Below are 18,988 nucleotides of genomic sequence, written 5' to 3' on the forward strand. Positions count from 1 at the left end.
CTTACGAAGTAAATGATCTTGGGGTACTAAGTCTTCTATACTTACAAATTCCACTTCATTTTGAGTATTATTTCTAGTATGAAACACAGTTACCACCGCCTTATATTGTTACTTATATTATAACAAATTAACGCGGTGAATTGTTAAAGTATTCTAAATAAAAAACAGGCTGTCGAGGGTTTTTCGACAGCCTGGCAACCGCACAATGTAATGTGCGGTTGTTTTTGTATTGATTGGGATTGGTCTAGTGGTGCCGCTCTTGTGTACGATGTTTCCTCTCTTGTGTCCGATATTCTCGCTCCTGTGTCCGATGTTCCGTCTCCTGTGTCCGATGTTTCCTCTCTCGTGTCCGATGTTCCCTCTCCTGTGTCCGATGTTTCCTCTCCTGTGTCCGATGTTCCGTCGCTCGTGTCCGATGTTCTCGCTCCTGTGTCCGATGTTCCCTCTCCTGTGTCCGATATTCTCGATCTTGTGTCCGATGTTCTCGATCTTGTGTCCGATGTTCTCGATCTTGTGTCCGATGTTCTCGATCTTGTGTCCGATGGTTCCTCTCCTGTGTCCGATGTTTCCTCTCCTGTGTCCGATGTTCTCGCTCTTGTGTCCGATGTTTCCTCTCCTGTGTCCGATGTTTCCTCTCCTGTGTCCGATGTTCTCGCTCCTGTGTCCGATGTTTCCTCTCTTGTGTCCGATGTTCCCTCTCCTGTGTCCGATGTTTCCTCTCTTGTGTCCGATGTTCTCACGCGAGTGTCCGATGTTTCCTCTCTTGTGTCCGATGTTCCCTCTCCTGTGTCCGATGTTTCCTCTCCTGTGTCCGATGTTCCCTCTCCTGTGTCCGATGTTCCCTCTCCTGTGTCCGATGTTTCCTCTCTTGTGTCCGATGTTCCCTCTCCTGTGTCCGATGTTCCCGCTCCTGTGTCCGATGTTCCCTCTCCTGTGTCCGATGTTCCCCCTCCTGTGTCCGATATTCCCGCTCTTGTGTCCGATGTTCTCGCTCTCACGTCCGATAATCCCACCTCTCAACTCCCAAATCCCCTTCTCTACTCCAAATATGTTAAACTAACCTTAGACTAACTACCGCAAAGGAGACTACAATGACATACCAAATACTCTTCTTAGATATTGATGGAACGATTTTGAAACCAGATCACACGTACACGGATTTAACAAAAGAAGCAATCTCACAAGTAAAAGAACAAGGAATTGAAGTTTTTCTCTCGACAGGAAGACCATTACATGAGATTGGTGAACTTGCTGAAGAGCTTGGAATTGAGTCATTTATTGGCTATAACGGCGCTTATGCTGTATATCAAAATGAAATCATTTTGGACGAGCCAATGAAGGAGGAAACCATTAATGAGTTTTTAACAATTGCTAACGAAAATGATCATGAGCTTGTGCTATATACTAGTGAAAAAAATTACTTTACTACGATGGAAAAACCATTAGTTAAAACTTTCCTTCATACATTTCAAGTAATGAATAATGCAACCATTAATACAGATGTTACAAACCAAATATTAGGTGTTACCATCATGAACTTAGGTTCATCACAAACATCCCTTTACGAGTTTGAAGACGGTATACATCTTTCACCAGTAACCGTCGCTGGAATTGAAAACACTTATGATGTCATAAGAAAAACGGTAAACAAAGGAGAAGCAGTAAACCACGTATTGCAACGTTTAGACATACCGAAAGAGGCTGCAATTGCTTTTGGGGATGGAATGAATGATAAAGAAATGTTACAAACAGTTGGAGAAGGTTTCGCAATGGGGAACGCACATCCAGAGCTGTTCAAATATGCCAACCAGAGAACTACAACTGTAACCGAATCCGGTATATATTATGGATTAAAAAAGCTCGGTTTAGTAAAATAATGAAAAAGCTAAGGAACTCAGAAAGTGAGCACCTTAGCTTTTAACGTTTACAGCAAAAATCCACCATACACAAACGCACCGACAATAACAAATGCAGGATGTATTTTTATCCGTTCAATTAATAAATAGCTTCCGACCGTTAATAAGATCGTATGCAATAAACCGATTCCCTCGTATGATTCAAAGAAAAATCTCCATGCCATTAGACCAAGCAAAATTGCGATAACTGGGCGCACAAACATGGTTAATCGCTTCACTTTAGGTGAATCTTTAAATTTCATCAATACTCCTAACAAAGCGATCATAAGGATTAATGACGGTGCTACGGTTGCAAACACACCGACAAACGCACCTAATACCCCACCCATTTCATAACCAATGTAGCCAGCCATTTTTGTAGCAATTGGACCTGGAAGGGAATTAGCTAAAGCTAAAACTTCACTAAATTCTTGAACAGTCATCCATTCATATCGCATAACCACTTCATTTTCAACCAACGGAATGGACGCTGGACCACCTCCGTAGCCCAAAATTCCAGGGATGAAAAATGCTAAAAATATTTCCCAATACAAAATCATGATCGACTACCTTCCTTACGTTTCTTAGAAGCTTGATCTCTCATCATTAAGGCTAAAACGATTAATACACCAATGATGATACCTGGATGAACATTTAATAATTGCAATAAAGCAAAGACAATAATAGACATGATCACTGTTTGTAACCATCCCATGCCCTTTATCGCTTTACTGAAAAATTGCCAAGTTAATACTGCTAGCATTACCCCTACAACCGGTACGACAGCTGCAGTCATTCCCTTCACCCAATCAAAATCTTTAAAAGCTGAAAGAGAAGTTAAAAATACAATCATTAGTACAATGGTTGGTAAAACAGAAGCTAAAACAGCGTTAATCATCCCTAATAAACCAGATACGCGATATCCAATATACCCGGCTAGCTTTGTTGCAATAGGTCCAGGGAGGGTATTACCTAATGCAAGCATGTCACCAAATTCTTCATCACTCATCCAGTTATACTTATCTACTACTTCTTTATGAATAAGTGGGATCGAAGCAGGGCCACCACCGTAGCCCAACATCCCCACTCTAAAAAATGCTATAAAAATATTCCATTGATTTTTCATCTCAAACAAACCTTCATTCTAATGTTTAATTACCAAGATGCAACAATACCATCTGTACGCGACTCCGTACCACCAACAAGAACTCCTGTTTCTGGGTCACGCCATATAATTTGCCCGCGTCCGAAGCTATTTGGTTCTAGAGCAATTTTTATTTGATGACCTTTTCTTGATAATCCTAGAGCAAGATGATGTTGGAAGCGATTCTCAACCTCTACCACTTTATCTTTCATCCATTGCCAGCGTGGTGCATCTAATGCAGCTTGAGGGTTTAACCCAAAGTCGACCGTATTCATCACGACTTGAACATGTCCCTGTGGTTGCATGAATCCACCCATTACCCCAAACGGTCCTACAGGCTGATCACCTTTTGTCATGAACCCTGGAATAATGGTATGATACGTACGTTTTCCTCCAGCTAATGCATTGACATGGTTAGGATCCATAGAGAAATTATGCCCTCTATTTTGTAACGCTATCCCTGTACCAGGAACAACTAAGCCTGAACCAAAGCCCATGTAATTACTTTGAATAAATGAAACCATGTTCCCTTCCCCATCAGCAGTAGCTAAATACACGGTACCACTTAGGGAAGGCTCACCTGCTTCAGGTAAAATAGCTTCATCGCCAATTAATTTTCTACGTTCTTGTGCATATGCTTCACTTAATAATTGCTCTGATGTGAATTGCATGTGCTTTTCTTCGGTTACATGCTTCTCGCCATCAGCAAATGCAAGCTTAATTGCTTCAATTTGTTTATGATACGTATCAATAGATTCTTTTTCTGGAAAATCAAAACCCTTTAACATGTTCAATGCTTGTAGTGCAACAATTCCTTGCCCATTAGGTGGGATTTCCCATACATCATAGCCACGATAGTTTACACCAATCGGTTTCACCCATTCAGGTTCGAAATCAGCGAGGTCCTCAGCCGTTAAATATCCACCAGTTTCTTTTGAGAACGTTGCGATCTGCTCGGCTAATTCCCCACGGTAGAATGATTCCCCATTTGTATTTCCAATCGAACGCAGTGTCTCTGCATGACCTTTAGAAGACCATAATTCTCCAATTTCTGGTGCTCTTCCCTTTGGAGCAAATGTATCAAACCAATGCTTAAATACATCATCGGTTAATTTCTCTTTGAAAATATTGTACGCACCTTTCCAATACTTACCTAAAATTGGAGAAAGTGGGTACCCCTCTTCAGCGTGTTTGATTGCAGGCTCAAGAACTTCTGAAAGTGGAAGTTTACCAAATTTTTTGGATAACTCTGCCCATGCCCCTGGAACACCTGGAACAGTTACGGGAACCCACCCGTGGGTTGGAATTTCTTCATGACCAGCATCTTTTACTGCATCAATTGAAATACTTTTTGGAGATTTACCACTTGAATTTAAACCATGTAATTCTCCTTTCGTCCATACAAGGGCAAATGCATCCCCACCAATTCCATTGGAAGTTGGCTCAACAACAGTTAAACAAGCTGCAGTAGCAATCGCAGCATCAATTGCATTTCCACCTTTTTTCAAAATTTCTAACCCAGCCTGTGCCGCAAGTGGCTGAGAAGTAGCAACCATACCATTTTTGGCATATGTAGCATGTCGTTTTGTTGCATAAGGATAAGATTGATGATCAAACGAAACCATGTAAACACTCCTTTATAGTCTATATACTATCGTTCAGAGGACTTCTTTCATAGTCCTCCATATAGGGTCTTACAATTAATATGAAAAATTCTCTTCTAATTGAAGATTCACTTTATTTAATAGTACGAAAATAATTATATTCTGTCAATCTTATAACCTACGAAAATAAAGTTTTTTGAAGTGTTCACCTTCACAAGTTATATAATTATTTTAGTATGACTTTCTTTTTGTGTTGTAATCGAATGAAGTAAAATGATGCACGTAGGAGTAGTGAAGATAAAATATATGATGATATTACAGTAAATTACTAGATTTGACTTACTGAAGATGAAAGATTGTCCTATGTAGTTAGCAGAAAAAATGAGATTTATATGTATTTTCATAATAGTAAACGAAAATATATGCTCAGATTTCTTCTACTTTTAATAATACCCATCTTATGATTACCCCGATAACTAAACCAATTGGTAAGAATAACAAAGGGAGCCAAGTTGGACCTAGTAAGTGTCCAAAAAGTGTAAGAGTAGGTGAAAATATTACGCCTACAGTAACAAAGTAGGCTGAGAATACAAATGGCAAAAAAGCAAAGGTTTTTTCTTCCTCTGCTCCAGCATCCTTATACGCATCCCAAATAGAAAAGAAATATAAACAAGGATAAAACATAAGCCATGAATAATTGGTTTCAGCTATTGCTTCCTCAATCATAAAATTAAAACTTAATATAATGATTGTGTTAAAGTTCCCCATAACATTGATTAATAGTTCCAAGACAACTAATAGTATCCCTTTTATATATTAACCGTTTAGCAACTGGCCAAAGCCCGGTAAAGCAACACTCCATAATAAAACTTCCAATTTTCTTTTCTTATTAGTTTTATCTATCTTCATTAATTTTCACCTATTTTGCTAATATTCTCTATCATAAGCAATTAGTGATTGCGTTAACCAGCCATAGATATTCTGTAAGCTTCTTATTATGTGAATAATTGGCCGTAAAAAAGAGGAATCATTATTAAATTAAATATTCCTCCATCTATTTTATATCAAGTGTTACTTATCTTTTGCAATTTCCTTTCTATTTGGAGCTAGTGGTGGTTGTTCTAACCATTTATTTTTGGTCATTAAATTAAACCATTCTTTTGTAACCATAAGATTTTTTAATATTATTTTTTCGTAGGTTGTTACGAGGTCTACCCGCATAGCAGAGGCAAGACCAGCGCCATGATATGATTGGGCAGATTGTAATAAAAATCCAATATGATACAACATTAACTTATCTGAAAAAGGGGAATCTGTTGAAGTTGTAACCTCTGATTCCCAAGACATTGGAACAGGCAAATTATCACCTTTTAGTATTTTACTTAGTGATTGAATTTGCTGATCAGAAGTGTTCTGTGTACTCTCTAAAAATTTCCTAACCTCTTTTGATTGTGTTACTTGACTAAATCCAATTGAAAGTGATTTTTCCATTATTTTCTTTTTGAGATTAAGGGATATGGCAATAATTTCTGTTGCTGCTAAAGGGCGCTTGTTTCCAAAGAAACCATCTATAAATTGTTGTCCTGAAACAAACTCAGGATTCTCTTCGGGGTAAAAGTACGGATCTCTTTGAAAATGCCCTTTTTCAAGTAGTAATTCAGTAGTTCGATGATACATATTCATCCCTTCATTAGTACATGAATCATAAAAGTGACGCAAGTCTCTCCTAACAGAAGAACTAAGGGATGTTGAATGCCCAAGCAAACCATGTAGTGTCATAGTATGTAAATAATGCAAACAGAAGATATCAGAAAATAACCGTTTGGTCCCTATGTTAAGGTCTGATTCAGTAAAGCCAACCGGTACTGGGAATCCTTGGTTTTCAATGAATTGTCTTATTTGACTTTTTTGTTTATCAAATATCTTTATTGCGTCTTCGAATAGCAGTTTTATTTTTTCATCTTCTATAATGGATATCATATATTTATTTACAATATCAACGGCTGTACCATTTATATATTCGCCCCACAATGTTCCTATTTCAGCAGAAGTAAGTTTTAAATCTTCTTTATCCATATAATCACCTCATCATATAGTTTCCCTCAAGTTAAATTTTTTATTATGATTATTATCAGCTAAAGTAAACAAGCATATTTAATAAAGAGAAGTATAGTACCTCTATTAATTTATCTGTTTCATATGTTGTAATAGAATCCTCTTTCCTTATACCCTTGTCCTCGCAATGATAGATTGACTTCCCAAATTAGTGCTTGTCCGATCGAGAAACCATTTCTTCAATACGACATTCGGTTAAAAATATATATTAAATAATAAGCAAGTATTTGGATTACGTGTTAAGTTTGCTGAAACTCTAAATTACTTGGAGAGCGAAGAAATATGGCTAAATACTCGGAATACTAGTGTTCCTATGATTGTGACAGTAGAGAATCAAAAGCAAATAATCCAGGCATGATGGTATATCTGCTTTATGTAGTAAAAAGTGTGGGGAAAATGAAAGGAACGGAAACAAAGAAAAAAGTTTCATGCTGATAAAAATCCCCAAGTAATCACTAACTTGGGGATTTTCCTTAATCATTAACGGTCACATTATACGTGCGTAACCAATGGTCGATTTGACCTAAATGTGCAATCAATTGTGGCCCTTTCATAAGCTGACCATACCACGGATCTTTAAATTCCTTTCCTTCACTCCTGACAATCGCTTCAACTTTATCTCGACGTAAAAATTGGAATAATGGAGCATCAGCATCTGCTAAAATAGCTTCCATCCACTCAACAACTTGCTTTGTATACTCCGGTTGGAATGTCTTTGGATACGGACTCTTCTTACGATATAACACTTCATCTGGTAAAATACCTTCTAGTGCTTTACGCAATATTCCTTTCTCTCTACCTTCTAGCTTTTTCATTCCCCACGGAATATTCCACACATATTCTACTAGTTTGTGGTCTGCATATGGTACACGTACCTCTAAGCTAGCTCCCATACTCATACGATCCTTGCGATCTAGTAATTGAGCCATAAACCAATGCATATTTAAGTAGAATAATTCCCTGCGACGCGCATCCTCTCTGCTTTCTCCATTTAAACGTGGTGTTTCTGCAATCGTTTCTTGATATCGATCATACGAATACCCCTGTAAATCTAATTTCTTTTGCCATTCATAATGTAATAAATCGCTTCTTGAATCTAGTGATCGCATCCATGGAAACCCATCTGAAGAACCCTCTGGGTCGTAAAACCAAGGATATCCACCAAATATTTCATCTGCACATTCGCCTGAAAGACTTACCGTCGTATGTTGCTTGATTCTTCTACAAAACCATAGTAACGAGGAATCAATATCTGCCATCCCTGGTTGATCTCGCAACTCAACCGCTTCCTTCAACAGTCCAGCCAACTCACTACCAGAAATGATTTCGTCATGATGATCTGTAGCAAAAGCATTTACCATTTTTTCAATCCACGGTCGATCATTAGATGGTAGAAACTTGCTGGCAACAAAATGTTTTTCATTCCCCTCATAATCAACCGAGAACGTAGGAAGTATACCTCTCCCTTCTTTTTCAAAATAATCTGCAGCTATTGCAGTAATAGCACTGGAGTCCACTCCACCAGACAAAAACGTGGAAACAGGAACATCTGAAACCAATTGTCGCTCAACCGCATCAACAAAAAGATCTCTTACACGTTGTGCCGTTTCCTCTACAGAATCCTCATGCTCCTTACTCTCCACATTCCAATATCTCCATACCTTTAACCCGTCCTTGGAAAATATTAAGGAATGTCCTGCTCTTAACTCACGAAATCCTTTAAAAATCCCATGACCTGGTGTTCTAGATGGTCCAAGTCCAAATACTTCTGCAAGACCATCTCGATCCACTTCTGCTTTTACGTCCGAGTGGGCTAAAATTGCTTTTAATTCTGAACCAAACATAAACCGCCCATTGTTTTCTAGAAAAAACAATGGTTTTACACCTAACCTATCACGAGACATAAACAAATGTTCCGCAGCTTCGTCCCATACGCCAAAAGCATAAATTCCATTTAAATAATCCACACATGATTCTTTCCACTCCATATACGCCGTTAACAGCACCTCTGTGTCAGAAGTAGTGGTAAAAGAATACCCATTCTTCCTTAATTCATTGCGTATTTCATCGGTATTATATAACTCACCATTATAAACGATCGTATATGTTTTCCCATTCACTTCTTTAGACATTGGCTGTTTTCCACCTGCAAGATCGATTACAGACAGTCGTTTATGACCAAACCCCACATGTTGTTTAACCCAAAGTTGTGTATCATCCGGACCTCTTAAAGATAAGGTTTCCGTCATTTTTTCTAATGTTTGACGCTCCAAACGTACATCGTTGCGCCAATTTACAATACCAGTAATTCCACACATTCTGCTTCATCCTCTCTTGGTGAGAAAAATACTCTACAGACCATATGTATGCCGTTCTTGTGAAAAATATTCCTATGGTAATCCTATCATTATATGAAAATATTATTTTCTTATGCTTATAACTTTCAAATTATAATCAGAATTTTATGATATAATAATAGCGAGTTTAAAAAAGGAGGTTTTGGAATGCCTATCTGTCAAAACTGCCAGAAAAAGCTAACATACCTACAGACGTTAAAGATGTTGTTCCGATCCAGGTGTCCAAATTGCAGTAAAAAACAATACCTGAGTGCAGCTTTTAGAAAGAAATCCGCATCTTACACTGTTTTTCCAGTAGCAATTATACCTATGGTTGTAATATTTGATTTCACTATTCCATTCGCTGCTTTTTTAATATTCATTACACTGTTCATCGTAATAGGTACCTATCCCTTTTACATCGAATTCAGTAACGAACAAGAACCCCTCTGGTGATATTAGAAAACTTGGATTTTTTAGAAGCCCTTATACTCTTGATTGCAAGCCTTTATGGAAACGCGCAAATAACCCCAATTATTAGACTGGTACCTAACAATTGGGGGTGAGTATATTTCTTATTTATTGTGGACGATGATCTAAGAAATTTCGATAAGCAAAGCCTCTCACTTGATCCTCTGAATAACGTTTTAATAACTCATTAATTAGCTGCTGATATTTTGCAGTATTCTCCAAGTTTTCTACAAAGCAAGAAATACCATCAAAATCTGAACCAAAACCAATTTGATTTACTCCACCTAATTCACATAAATAGTCCACATGCTTTATTAAGTCATCTATTGTTGCATCACGACGATCTTTATTGATAAAGGGTGGATTGAACACAACATGGATCAAGCCATTATGGTTAAACATAGCTTTAATTTGTTCATCATCTAAATTTCTCGGGTGGTCACATAATGCTTTTACGTTCGAATGACTAGCAATTGGATATTTTGCTAATTCCATCACATCCCAAAAACCTTTCACACTTAAATGAGAAACATCCGTAAATACAAGATGATCATTATTAAGTTGGACCACTTCTTTTCCTAACAGAGTTAATCCACCGCCACGTGGTTCACCTGCACCATCTGCACAGAGATTTGCATTATTCCACGTTAAGCCTACTGACATGACCCCTAAACGGTACAAATGACGAAGCTTAATTAAATCATTACCAAATGCATCTGCTCCCTCAAGGGTAAGTACAGCACCAATTTCACCTTCCCTTAAGGTATCAAAATCATGCCAGTTTTTGATATGTTTCATGGCTGGATTTTTATCGATAATCTCTGTATAAAATAAGTCTACCTGCTCTAAGGCGTGCTGCCACTTTTCATCAGAAGGAACCTCTGGATCTATAAAAATGGCAAAAAACTGTGCCATAACCTCTCCCTGTTGCAAATAACCTAGATTCGTCTCCAGCTTCGTTGAATCAGCAAAGGTTAATGGATGTTCCCCATAATATTGTCCACGATTAGCTAATTGTAATTTTAATAGTGCGTCACAATGAGTATCAATTATTTTCATACTATCCCTCTTTTAATTGGATTTACTTGTTTTAATGAAAGCCTCGTAAATACGTAGTGATGCCTCGTCATTAGTTGGTGCCATACTCTCCGGATGCCACTGAAGTCCAAGCACAAATGAATGTTCTTTACTCTCAATCGCTTCTATAATTCCGTCACTTGCTTTTCCACTTATCTGGAAAGGTTCAATTACTTTACGATTTGCTTGATGATGTCGACTATTGACACGTAGTTTTGTCTTACCAGTCAACTTATGTAGTAAAGACCCTTCTAAAACATGGACAAAATGCGATCCATGTTCCTTTGGAGCTTTTTGTTGATGTTGTAATAAATCCCCGTCTGCCTGTGCATAAATATCTTGATACATATCTCCACCTGCAGCAATATTAAGGGTTTGCGCTCCACGACAAACACCTAAAATAGGCTTTCCCAGTTCAAGCAGCTTTTTCATTAGGGTAATTTCAAACGCATCTCGTGCTGGAATAATGGTTCCAAGATTTGGATGTGGTTCTTCATCAAATAAAGTAGGGTCAATATCATATCCACCTGTAGCATACAATCCGTCTAATCTTGCTGAGATCTCTTCCACATCCTCTTCCTTACCTAAGTATGGAAGCATTACTGGCATACCACCAGCTTGTGTAATTGCGTTAGCATTATCCGAATGAACCATATAATACGATTGATCTATTTCCATAGATGACGTAACACCAATTAATGGTTTCATACAATTCCTCCTTGGACATATATTAATTAAATAATACCATTCAATACATATTTTTTGTTAGAAAAACCGCAAATAATATATATTATTCCGAATACTTTTTTACTTTACCAATAAAATAATGCAGCTACAATCGCGATTACCATAAAAAACAGACTTGAAATTATCCCAATTGTATAATGTTCTTTCTTGGTTAAAACATCTGTTTCGAATGCTAAATAGGTTGTCGTCGCATGAATGGGCAAAATCATCATACTACCTATAACCATAACAATTAAGAAAGCCAATTGTAATGGAGGAATACCAATTAATGTCGAGTATGAGATCACGATCGGAAAAATGACAATCATTGCAGATGAAGGCATGATAAAAAAGAAACGCAGGATAAATATAATGACCGCTATAATGATAACTTTTAAAGTAGTACCTGCATGCTCAGGGATTATTTCAAGCAATTGACTAGCTAAAACCGTTGCCGTTCCATTCGCTTCGATTAACATTCCTAATGAAAACGATGCTCCTAATAACAAAAAATTTTCCCAATCAAATTCCCTAATTACTTTATTTGTCACCAAACCAATTTTGGGAAGGGATAAAAATACGACGAATAGCATTGGTGGTAGTAATAAAGGGACCCGCTGTTGATCTGTAATGATCCAGGTTATGATCATCGCTAGAAACCCAAATACTACTAGCCAGATCTTTGTTGGTATAGGTTCATGTTGTTCTTCAATCTCTCCGGTTACATTCACAAGAGATAAATTCTCTTGTGAATGATAGATTAGAAACTGCCACACAAACACAACGACAACTAGAGATCCTAACCATAAAGGTGGAGCAATTAGTAGAAACCAATCTGACCAACCTAACTCTGCGACATGGTAATCTCGAATCAGTTGTGATGCTAAAATAGGAAAGCCCCCACCGGTATAGATGATCATGGTTGCGTTTTGATTCATCATTCCAATGACATAGACACAATACTTTTTAAACAAGCTTTTATCAGAAAGACCATAAAAACTATTTAACCGGCTAATCAAAGGAAATAACATCTTAAATCTTGCTACTGCAGAAGGTAGTAGAATAGGTAATACTAAAATAAATAATGGCAAACCTATAATGATAAAGCGCGGACCACCCTTACTTATTTTGAATAAAAAACGAGCAATAATCTTATCAATTCCTACTTTCACTAATGCTTGGCTAATGATAGATAACATTAGAATGAAATACAGTGCTGGTGATAAAAAGCCAACTACTGCTTCATCAATAGATTGTACAAGTCCAAAAATCAGCATCAATGCAAGAATTAAGATACTACTGACTCCAGTTGGAATAGGAGTTGTAATCCATAACATCATCGCAATTGCTAATAAAACCAATGTCCACTGTTGCTCGGATGAGAAGTTTCCCAAAAATGAAGAATACCCTATACGTAAAGAAAAAAACAATGCCATACCTAAAAATAGATATAGCATCACTTTTTTATTCAAATGTATTTCCCTTAATAATTTCTTCATAGTCAATTACCCCTTACGTTTGCGTAAATGCCCAATAATCGGAAAAGCAAAGGATAATAATCCAATTAATAACAGCGTTAACGAAATTGGTTCTTTAACAAAGATCATATAATTACCATTTGAAATTGTAAGGGATTGCCTAAAGGACTGCTCCATCATCCCACCTAGGATAAACGCTAGAATAAATGGCGGAGCCGGAAATGAAAATAGTCTCATTAAAAACCCTACCACCCCAAATAGGAGAAGCATATACAAATCAAAAGTACTAAAGCTAATTGCATAAACTCCAATAATACTAAACATAATCACTAACGAAATAAGTAATGGACGAGGTATTTTTAATATTTTTGAGATATATGGAATTAATGGTAGATTTAAGATTAATAAAAATACATTACCGATGTACATACTTGCAATGATTCCCCAGAAAATTTCTGGGCGGTCTGTCATTAATAACGGACCAGGTTGAACTCCTAATACTAAGAACGCACCTAGTAAAACAGCAGTTGTACCAGATCCAGGTATACCTAAACTTAGTAGTGGAACAAACGCACCACTAGTTGCCGCATTATTCGCCGCTTCAGGTGCAGCAAGCCCACGAACTGATCCCTTCCCAAACTCATCTGGTTTCTTAGCAATCCGTTTCTCTGTAATATAGCCAATAAAGGAAGCAATCGTTGCCCCAGCTCCTGGTAATACCCCTAGGACAAATCCCATAAATGATTGTCTAGTAACTGGTCCACTCATTTCTTTTGCCTCTTGTTTGGTTATTTTTAAGCTTCCAAGCTTATGGGTGTTATCCAAGGAAAGATCTTTTCGCTTAATGATCAACGTACAAACTTCAGCTAATGCAAATAATCCTAATGCAATAACTAAGAAATCAATTCCTTCTAGTAAGTTAGCATTTCCAAATGTAAATCGCTGGGTTCCTGTTTGTGCATCAATTCCAATTGTCACCACCATAAACCCTACTACTGCTGAAATCAACGCTTTACTAGTTGATCCTTCTGATAAACTAGTAATTGCAGTTAATCCTAAAAACATGAGTGCAAAATAGGCTGGTGGCCCGAAAGAAATAGCCACACTTGAAAGCATTGGTGCCAACATCATTAGTAAAAGTACACTTATAGTACCACCTATAAAAGAAGAAATGGCAGCAATCGCAAGTGCTTTACCTGCTTTTCCTTGCTGTGCCATTGGATATCCATCAAATGAAGTAGCAACTGTGCCTGAAATTCCCGGTGCATTTAATAGAATCGATGATGTTGATCCCCCAAACACCGCACCATAATAAACACCTGCCATCATCACTAATGCTGGTGTTGGATCCATTCCAAATGTTACTGGAATCATGACAGCAATCGCACTAATTGGCCCTAAACCGGGTAGCATACCGATGAAAGTCCCTACAAATACACCTATTAATACAAACAATACTCCTTCTACACTAAATGCAACTTGAAATCCTGTTAAAATACCTTCTAATGAACCCATATGCTACCCTCCTTAAAACGGTAAAATTCCTTGTGGTAAACTAATTTGGAGAAATTCAGTAAATGTAAAATACATAAATAATGGAAATAACACAGCAACAATAATATTGGTTAGATGTTTTTTATATCCTAAAAACCACGAACAGAAGAAAATAAATAATGCTGTTGTCAAAACAAAGCCTAAAATTTCTAATAAAAAGATATAAAAGAACACAAAGGCAAAAACAGCTAGTAAAGCTAATATGTCCTTTTTAGGAATATTTCTTCTTGCTTTTTGTTCTTCCGTTTCAGAATCCTTTGTAAAAAATAAAGCAATAACTAATATGACTAACAGATATCCCAATCCCTTAGGTAAAACATCTGCATCAACAATCGCATATGGATAAGATGGCAGTTGGTAGGAAAGTAATAAATACCCAGCAGCAATCGCTAGTAAAACAAGACTGACCTTTTGATTTAACGTTTTTAACATGTTGTCACCACCTAAATGCTAAATATAGAAGTGGAAGCCAATGACCGTAATCATTGACTTCACACACAGGTTTTTTTATTCTCCTAGTCCTAATTCATCTAATAATGATTGAACTTCTTCATTTTGTTCATCTAAGAAAGATTTATATTCTTCGCTATCCATGTACATTTCATTCCATCCATATTGACTACGGATATCAGCAAATTCTTCTGAGTCACTTAGCTCTTTAAATTTAGCTTCATAATATTTAACTGCCGCTTCATCCATATTTGGTGGTCCAAAGAATCCACGCCAGTTAACGAATGTAGCATCAATTCCTTGTTCAATTGCTGTAGGGAATTCTTCTAATACTTCTCCTTCCAGTCTTTCTTCAGCAGTGACACCTAAAACCTTAATTGTGCCAGCTTTAACTTGTTCAATAGTTTCAGAAACACCTGTAGAGAATACTTCCACACTTCCATTAAGTAGCTGCGTTAACCCAACCCCCTCAGGGTCCGTTACATATTTTATTTTTGTTACATCAACACCAGCAGCCTTGGCAATTTGCACAAATTGGATGTGGTCCATACTACCAGGAGAAGATGTACCAACTACTGAAATACTTTCAGGATCTTCCTTCATATCCTCAAATAGCTCATTTAAATCATTCCATGGCGCGTCTTCTCTTACTGCGAATGCACCATAATCAGCAATCATATTAGCAAGTGGTGTAAAATCATCATACCCATACTCGGATTGCCCATTTAGTGGAACTAAGATAAGTGGTGGAGATGCAACAAATAAATTATGTGCACTACCTTCATGTCCAGCGATATAAGCCCAACCTACAGCTCCACCGCCACCTGGCTTATTAACTACACCAATATCTTCTTCAATGATTCCCTCTTCACTGAAAACTTTAGCAGCCATTCTAGCAGTTGTATCCCAACCGCCACCTGCCCCAGCTGGCGCTACAATTTCAATTGGTTGTTCAGGTTCCCAGTCACCATTAGCATCTCCATTTGATGTTTCATCGTTGGAACATGCAACCGCAAGAACGGTGAGAAATACAAATAATAACATTAACAAATATTTTTTCATTTTAAATAATTCCCCCTTGTCTTATTACTTGTAAAATTAAAACACTAGCCTTGTGTTCCAATATAAGTGAATATTCACATGATGTAACCGTTTCCAAAATAAAAAATAAAATGTTCTTTTTATCTATTTTGTTCATTTTGTTCACGAGATTCTGTTATAGATATGTTCATATCCTCCAAGAAAGACTTTTCTCATCTCATTCAGCTCGTTTTTTTCCTTCTAATAAATTCCCACATACAGCATACAAAAATAGCAGAAAAATTCATAAATGAATTCCCCTGCTATTATAGCGCTATACTTTGTTTTGTACTTCCTTTACTTTTTCAACTGATAACGACGCTCTGGTCTACCAACAATACCGTATTCCAATTCCGCTGTAATATCACCTGTTGAAATTAAGTATTCTAAGTAACGCCTTGCCGTTGTCCGAGAGGCGCCAATTTCTTCTCCCATTTTTTCTGCTGTAATACCTTCCTTAATTTGATGGAGGATTTCCTTTATTTTTTCTAGTGTTAATGGATCGATTCCTTTCGGTGTTTGTTTAATTGATGAGTTTTCATCCGAATGACGACCAAAATAGTTATCTAAAAAGGATTGATCAACTTCTTTTTTGTTTTCTAATTTCTCCTTCATATCCTTATATCGTTCTAGCGTTTCAATAAAACGATCCATTTTCACTGGTTTGATAATATAGTCAAATACTCCATTTCGAATAACTTCTCCAACGATATCCGTTTCTGTTGCAGCAGAAATCATAATTATGTCGATATTAGAATCGATGTTACGAATCTCTTGAATTAAATCAGACCCCAGAATATCAGGCATATATATATCTAGTAGGATAAGGTCGACCTTTTTTTCAGATACTAGTTTTATTGTTTCCTGCCCATTTAACGCTTTTCCAACTACTTTAAAGCCGTTTAGCTTTTTCAGAAACTCCTCGTGAATATTAGCAATTCTAAAATCGTCCTCTGCGATAATCACATCGATCATACTCTTCCCCCTTTATACTAGTTAGATGTGAAGAAAACCCCAACTTGTTTGAAAACACACCTTATTTTTACTTTGGTAGAAAGACAGAAAAGACTGCACCACCATTTGATTGATTATGAAACTCAATATGGCCACCAAGCTCATGTACCGTTTGTTTAACAAGCGCAAGTCCGAATCCACGGTCATTTCCTTGTTTCGTCGAATAACCTAGTTCGAATAATCGTTCCACCTGTTCTTCAGCTATTCCATCTCCACCATCCGATACTTCAAATACAACATCTCTACCTATATCTGTTACAAAAAAAGTTACAATTTTTTCATCTTTATGCTCCACAGCTTCCATTGCATTATCTAGTAAATTACCTAAAATAGTTATAAGTTTTGATAAATCAATATGCTTTGGTAACTTTTTCAAATGACTATTCCCATCAATCTTAAAATCTATTTTTTTCTCGGAAGCTTTGCCAATCTTACCTAATAAAATAGCTTGTACCGTTCGATCTTGAATCTGTTGTAACAACACTTTATTTTGAACAATATTCATTTTGGACTCTGTCTGAATGAGTTCAATTGCTTCATCATAGTGCCCCAACTGAAGCAAACCGGATAATACATATAATTTATTTGTAAATTCATGTGTCTGTGCACGTAAATCTTCGGAATACTTTCGAACCTCTGTTAATGTAGTAAGCATTTCATTAATCTCCGTTTTATCTCTAAAACTAGCAACCACCCCAACTACATTACCTTCATCACTTACAATTGGAGTTCGATTTACAATTACCTGACGATTATTCAAGATCATTTCATCATCTTTCATTGTATCACCAGAGCTTAACACATGATACATCCTCGTATTTGGAAATACATCTTCAATCCGTTTATGTACATGATCCTTTGATAAACCCAAAATGCGCTGCGCCGATTCATTCATCATCGTAATCATACCTTGATGATCAATAGCAATAATACCCTCTTTCACAGAAGATAAAATTGCATTTCGATCACGGAATAATGAAGCAATTTGATATGGCTCTAATCCAAATATTTCTTTACGGATATTTTTTGCTAAAAGGATTCCTCCTATAATACCAATCAATAGAACGATGAGTGATGCTCCACTAATTTTTAATAACCGATTAAATACGATCGTTCTGATATCATCTACCATAAAACCAACTGATACAATTCCGATCACTTCACCATTTTTATTAAAAATAGGAGCTTTCCCTCTTAATGAAGGACCTAAACTTCCAACTGCTTTAGACGTGTAGTATTCCCCATGCAGTAGGGCTCGGTCATTATCTCCACCTACCATTTTCTTGCCTATTTTTTCTTCATCAGGGTGCGCATAGCGAATACTGTCGTGATTTCCAACTACGATAAACTCCGCACCTATGAATTCTCTAATTTCTTCTACAATCGGTTGTATAACTTCAGAAGGGTTTTCTAATTTATAAGCCTCAACAATTGTTGGCATAACAGATATCGTCGTTGCTACATGAAGTGCCTGCTGTCCAATTTGTTCTTCAATATCTTTGGACTCCAAATATGCATTGATCGCAGTTAATAATATCGTGACCAATACAATTAATCCTGTAATTAAAACGAGAATTTTTGTTTTCAACGAAATCTTCTGCATGGTGTATAAGATTCCCCCTAATATCTATACAGTAAATTTATCATAATACTTTAAATAATTATACATTACTGTTTATACAGCATGTTGCTAGAGAATAAATTTATACACAATCATTTAGAAAAACGCGATAAGGATTTAATTGAGAGAATAAATGAAATTCGAGATTTGCTCGAGAATCAAATTTGATTTTTTGATTTTCGTTTAAAAGTGAAAAGTAAAATTTATAATCTAAAAAAATTGATATATTTATACTTTTTTAGCCATGCACTCATAAATTCTTAAATTTGAGGTCGTGCATAATTATATATATATATTTAAATACCGCACGGTTTTTGGTGTATATAATTAATAATTTAAAAAAGAGTTCAACAAAGGATGCATTTTATTGGAACTCTTTTGTTATTATATTTGTTTTAGTATATTACATCATACACTTAGTGA

Annotated in this window: 16 protein-coding genes and 1 pseudogene; 2 read left to right on the forward strand and 15 right to left on the reverse strand. The window is 36.6% G+C overall.

All coding sequences use genetic code 11. From position 1 onward, the window contains the following. Positions 1–153: 153 nt before the first annotated feature. Entirely contained in the window at positions 154–1,020 is an 867-nt protein-coding gene (locus GMD78_RS17480) for a hypothetical protein (RefSeq protein ID WP_155670670.1), read from the reverse strand. A gap of 71 nt (positions 1,021–1,091) precedes the next feature. Between GMD78_RS17480 and GMD78_RS17485 the strand changes: the two genes are divergently transcribed. Then, entirely contained in the window at positions 1,092–1,877 is a 786-nt protein-coding gene (locus tag GMD78_RS17485) for an HAD family hydrolase (RefSeq protein ID WP_155670672.1), read from the forward strand. Between the two features lie 47 nt (positions 1,878–1,924). On the opposite strand, the gene GMD78_RS17490 is transcribed toward GMD78_RS17485, so the two are convergent. From GMD78_RS17490 to asnB, 6 genes and pseudogenes are all read right to left on the reverse strand, one after another. Next, complete coding sequence (locus tag GMD78_RS17490; RefSeq protein WP_343042425.1) at positions 1,925–2,452, reverse strand: chromate transporter; 528 nt, start codon at positions 2,450–2,452, stop codon at positions 1,925–1,927. Continuing rightward, a complete protein-coding gene (locus tag GMD78_RS17495; protein WP_155670677.1) occupies positions 2,452–3,021 on the reverse strand; it encodes a chromate transporter in 570 nt (189 codons plus the stop codon). The genes GMD78_RS17490 and GMD78_RS17495 overlap by 1 nt, the downstream gene beginning before the upstream one ends. 29 nt (positions 3,022–3,050) lie before the next feature. After that, positions 3,051–4,664 (reverse strand): gamma-glutamyltransferase family protein, encoded by a 1,614-nt coding sequence (locus tag GMD78_RS17500; RefSeq protein ID WP_155670678.1) that lies wholly within the window; start codon positions 4,662–4,664, stop codon positions 3,051–3,053. 405 nt (positions 4,665–5,069) lie between these two features. After that, positions 5,070–5,552: pseudogene (locus GMD78_RS17505) on the reverse strand (hypothetical protein). 162 nt (positions 5,553–5,714) lie between these two features. Further along, on the reverse strand, positions 5,715–6,719 hold the full coding sequence (locus tag GMD78_RS17510; RefSeq protein WP_155670680.1) for a DUF3231 family protein: 1,005 nt from the start codon (positions 6,717–6,719) through the stop codon (positions 5,715–5,717). Positions 6,720–7,231: 512 nt separating this feature from the next. Beyond that, positions 7,232–9,076 carry an asparagine synthase (glutamine-hydrolyzing) gene (gene asnB, locus GMD78_RS17515; RefSeq protein ID WP_155670682.1) on the reverse strand — a complete coding sequence of 615 codons (1,845 nt, stop codon included), beginning with the start codon at positions 9,074–9,076 and terminating at the stop codon, positions 7,232–7,234. Between the two features lie 186 nt (positions 9,077–9,262). Here asnB and GMD78_RS21990 point away from each other — a divergent pair, with 186 nt between their 5' ends. Further along, entirely contained in the window at positions 9,263–9,550 is a 288-nt protein-coding gene (locus tag GMD78_RS21990; protein ID WP_155670684.1) for a TIGR04104 family putative zinc finger protein, read from the forward strand. A 123-nt stretch (positions 9,551–9,673) separates the two neighbouring features. Here the strand turns inward: GMD78_RS21990 and GMD78_RS17525 are convergent, their stop codons facing one another. From GMD78_RS17525 to GMD78_RS17560, 8 genes are all read right to left on the reverse strand, one after another. Continuing rightward, positions 9,674–10,624, reverse strand: coding sequence for a dipeptidase (locus tag GMD78_RS17525; RefSeq protein ID WP_155670685.1), 951 nt, complete (start codon positions 10,622–10,624; stop codon positions 9,674–9,676). A gap of 12 nt (positions 10,625–10,636) precedes the next feature. Then, positions 10,637–11,350, reverse strand: coding sequence for a gamma-glutamyl-gamma-aminobutyrate hydrolase family protein (locus GMD78_RS17530; RefSeq protein ID WP_155670686.1), 714 nt, complete (start codon positions 11,348–11,350; stop codon positions 10,637–10,639). 104 nt (positions 11,351–11,454) lie between these two features. Further along, positions 11,455–12,867: an SLC13 family permease gene (locus GMD78_RS17535; protein ID WP_155670689.1), complete on the reverse strand. Its 1,413-nt coding sequence runs from the start codon at positions 12,865–12,867 to the stop codon at positions 11,455–11,457. A 6-nt stretch (positions 12,868–12,873) separates the two neighbouring features. After that, the gene (locus tag GMD78_RS17540) at positions 12,874–14,361 is read right to left on the reverse strand and encodes a tripartite tricarboxylate transporter permease (RefSeq protein ID WP_155670691.1); all 1,488 of its coding nucleotides are present in this window, start codon (positions 14,359–14,361) and stop codon (positions 12,874–12,876) included. A gap of 12 nt (positions 14,362–14,373) precedes the next feature. After that, positions 14,374–14,832, reverse strand: a complete 459-nt coding sequence (locus GMD78_RS17545) for a tripartite tricarboxylate transporter TctB family protein (protein ID WP_155670693.1) — start codon at positions 14,830–14,832, stop codon at positions 14,374–14,376. 75 nt (positions 14,833–14,907) lie between these two features. Next, entirely contained in the window at positions 14,908–15,912 is a 1,005-nt protein-coding gene (locus GMD78_RS17550; protein ID WP_155670695.1) for a tripartite tricarboxylate transporter substrate binding protein, read from the reverse strand. Between the two features lie 315 nt (positions 15,913–16,227). Next, the gene (locus tag GMD78_RS17555; protein ID WP_155670697.1) at positions 16,228–16,905 is read right to left on the reverse strand and encodes a response regulator; all 678 of its coding nucleotides are present in this window, start codon (positions 16,903–16,905) and stop codon (positions 16,228–16,230) included. Positions 16,906–16,972: 67 nt separating this feature from the next. Then, positions 16,973–18,547 carry an ATP-binding protein gene (locus tag GMD78_RS17560; protein WP_155670699.1) on the reverse strand — a complete coding sequence of 525 codons (1,575 nt, stop codon included), beginning with the start codon at positions 18,545–18,547 and terminating at the stop codon, positions 16,973–16,975. Positions 18,548–18,988: the final 441 nt, after the last annotated feature.

Source organism: Ornithinibacillus caprae (genome assembly GCF_009728145.1).
Lineage (GTDB): Bacteria > Bacillota > Bacilli > Bacillales > Amphibacillaceae > Ornithinibacillus > Ornithinibacillus caprae.

Bases quoted from the DNA above. Each gene is read 5' to 3' on its own strand.
- GMD78_RS17485 (WP_155670672.1), top strand. From the start codon at position 1,092: ATGACATACCAAATACTCTTCTTAGATATTGATGGAACGATTTTGAAA.
- GMD78_RS17495 (WP_155670677.1), bottom strand. From the start codon at position 3,021: ATGAAAAATCAATGGAATATTTTTATAGCATTTTTTAGAGTGGGGATG.
- GMD78_RS17500 (WP_155670678.1), bottom strand. From the start codon at position 4,664: ATGGTTTCGTTTGATCATCAATCTTATCCTTATGCAACAAAACGACAT.
- GMD78_RS17510 (WP_155670680.1), bottom strand. From the start codon at position 6,719: ATGGATAAAGAAGATTTAAAACTTACTTCTGCTGAAATAGGAACATTG.
- asnB (WP_155670682.1), bottom strand. From the start codon at position 9,076: ATGTGTGGAATTACTGGTATTGTAAATTGGCGCAACGATGTACGTTTG.
- GMD78_RS21990 (WP_155670684.1), top strand. From the start codon at position 9,263: ATGCCTATCTGTCAAAACTGCCAGAAAAAGCTAACATACCTACAGACG.
- GMD78_RS17525 (WP_155670685.1), bottom strand. From the start codon at position 10,624: ATGAAAATAATTGATACTCATTGTGACGCACTATTAAAATTACAATTA.
- GMD78_RS17530 (WP_155670686.1), bottom strand. From the start codon at position 11,350: ATGAAACCATTAATTGGTGTTACGTCATCTATGGAAATAGATCAATCG.
- GMD78_RS17535 (WP_155670689.1), bottom strand. From the start codon at position 12,867: ATGAAGAAATTATTAAGGGAAATACATTTGAATAAAAAAGTGATGCTA.
- GMD78_RS17540 (WP_155670691.1), bottom strand. From the start codon at position 14,361: ATGGGTTCATTAGAAGGTATTTTAACAGGATTTCAAGTTGCATTTAGT.
- GMD78_RS17545 (WP_155670693.1), bottom strand. From the start codon at position 14,832: ATGTTAAAAACGTTAAATCAAAAGGTCAGTCTTGTTTTACTAGCGATT.
- GMD78_RS17550 (WP_155670695.1), bottom strand. From the start codon at position 15,912: ATGAAAAAATATTTGTTAATGTTATTATTTGTATTTCTCACCGTTCTT.
- GMD78_RS17555 (WP_155670697.1), bottom strand. From the start codon at position 16,905: ATGATCGATGTGATTATCGCAGAGGACGATTTTAGAATTGCTAATATT.
- GMD78_RS17560 (WP_155670699.1), bottom strand. From the start codon at position 18,547: ATGCAGAAGATTTCGTTGAAAACAAAAATTCTCGTTTTAATTACAGGA.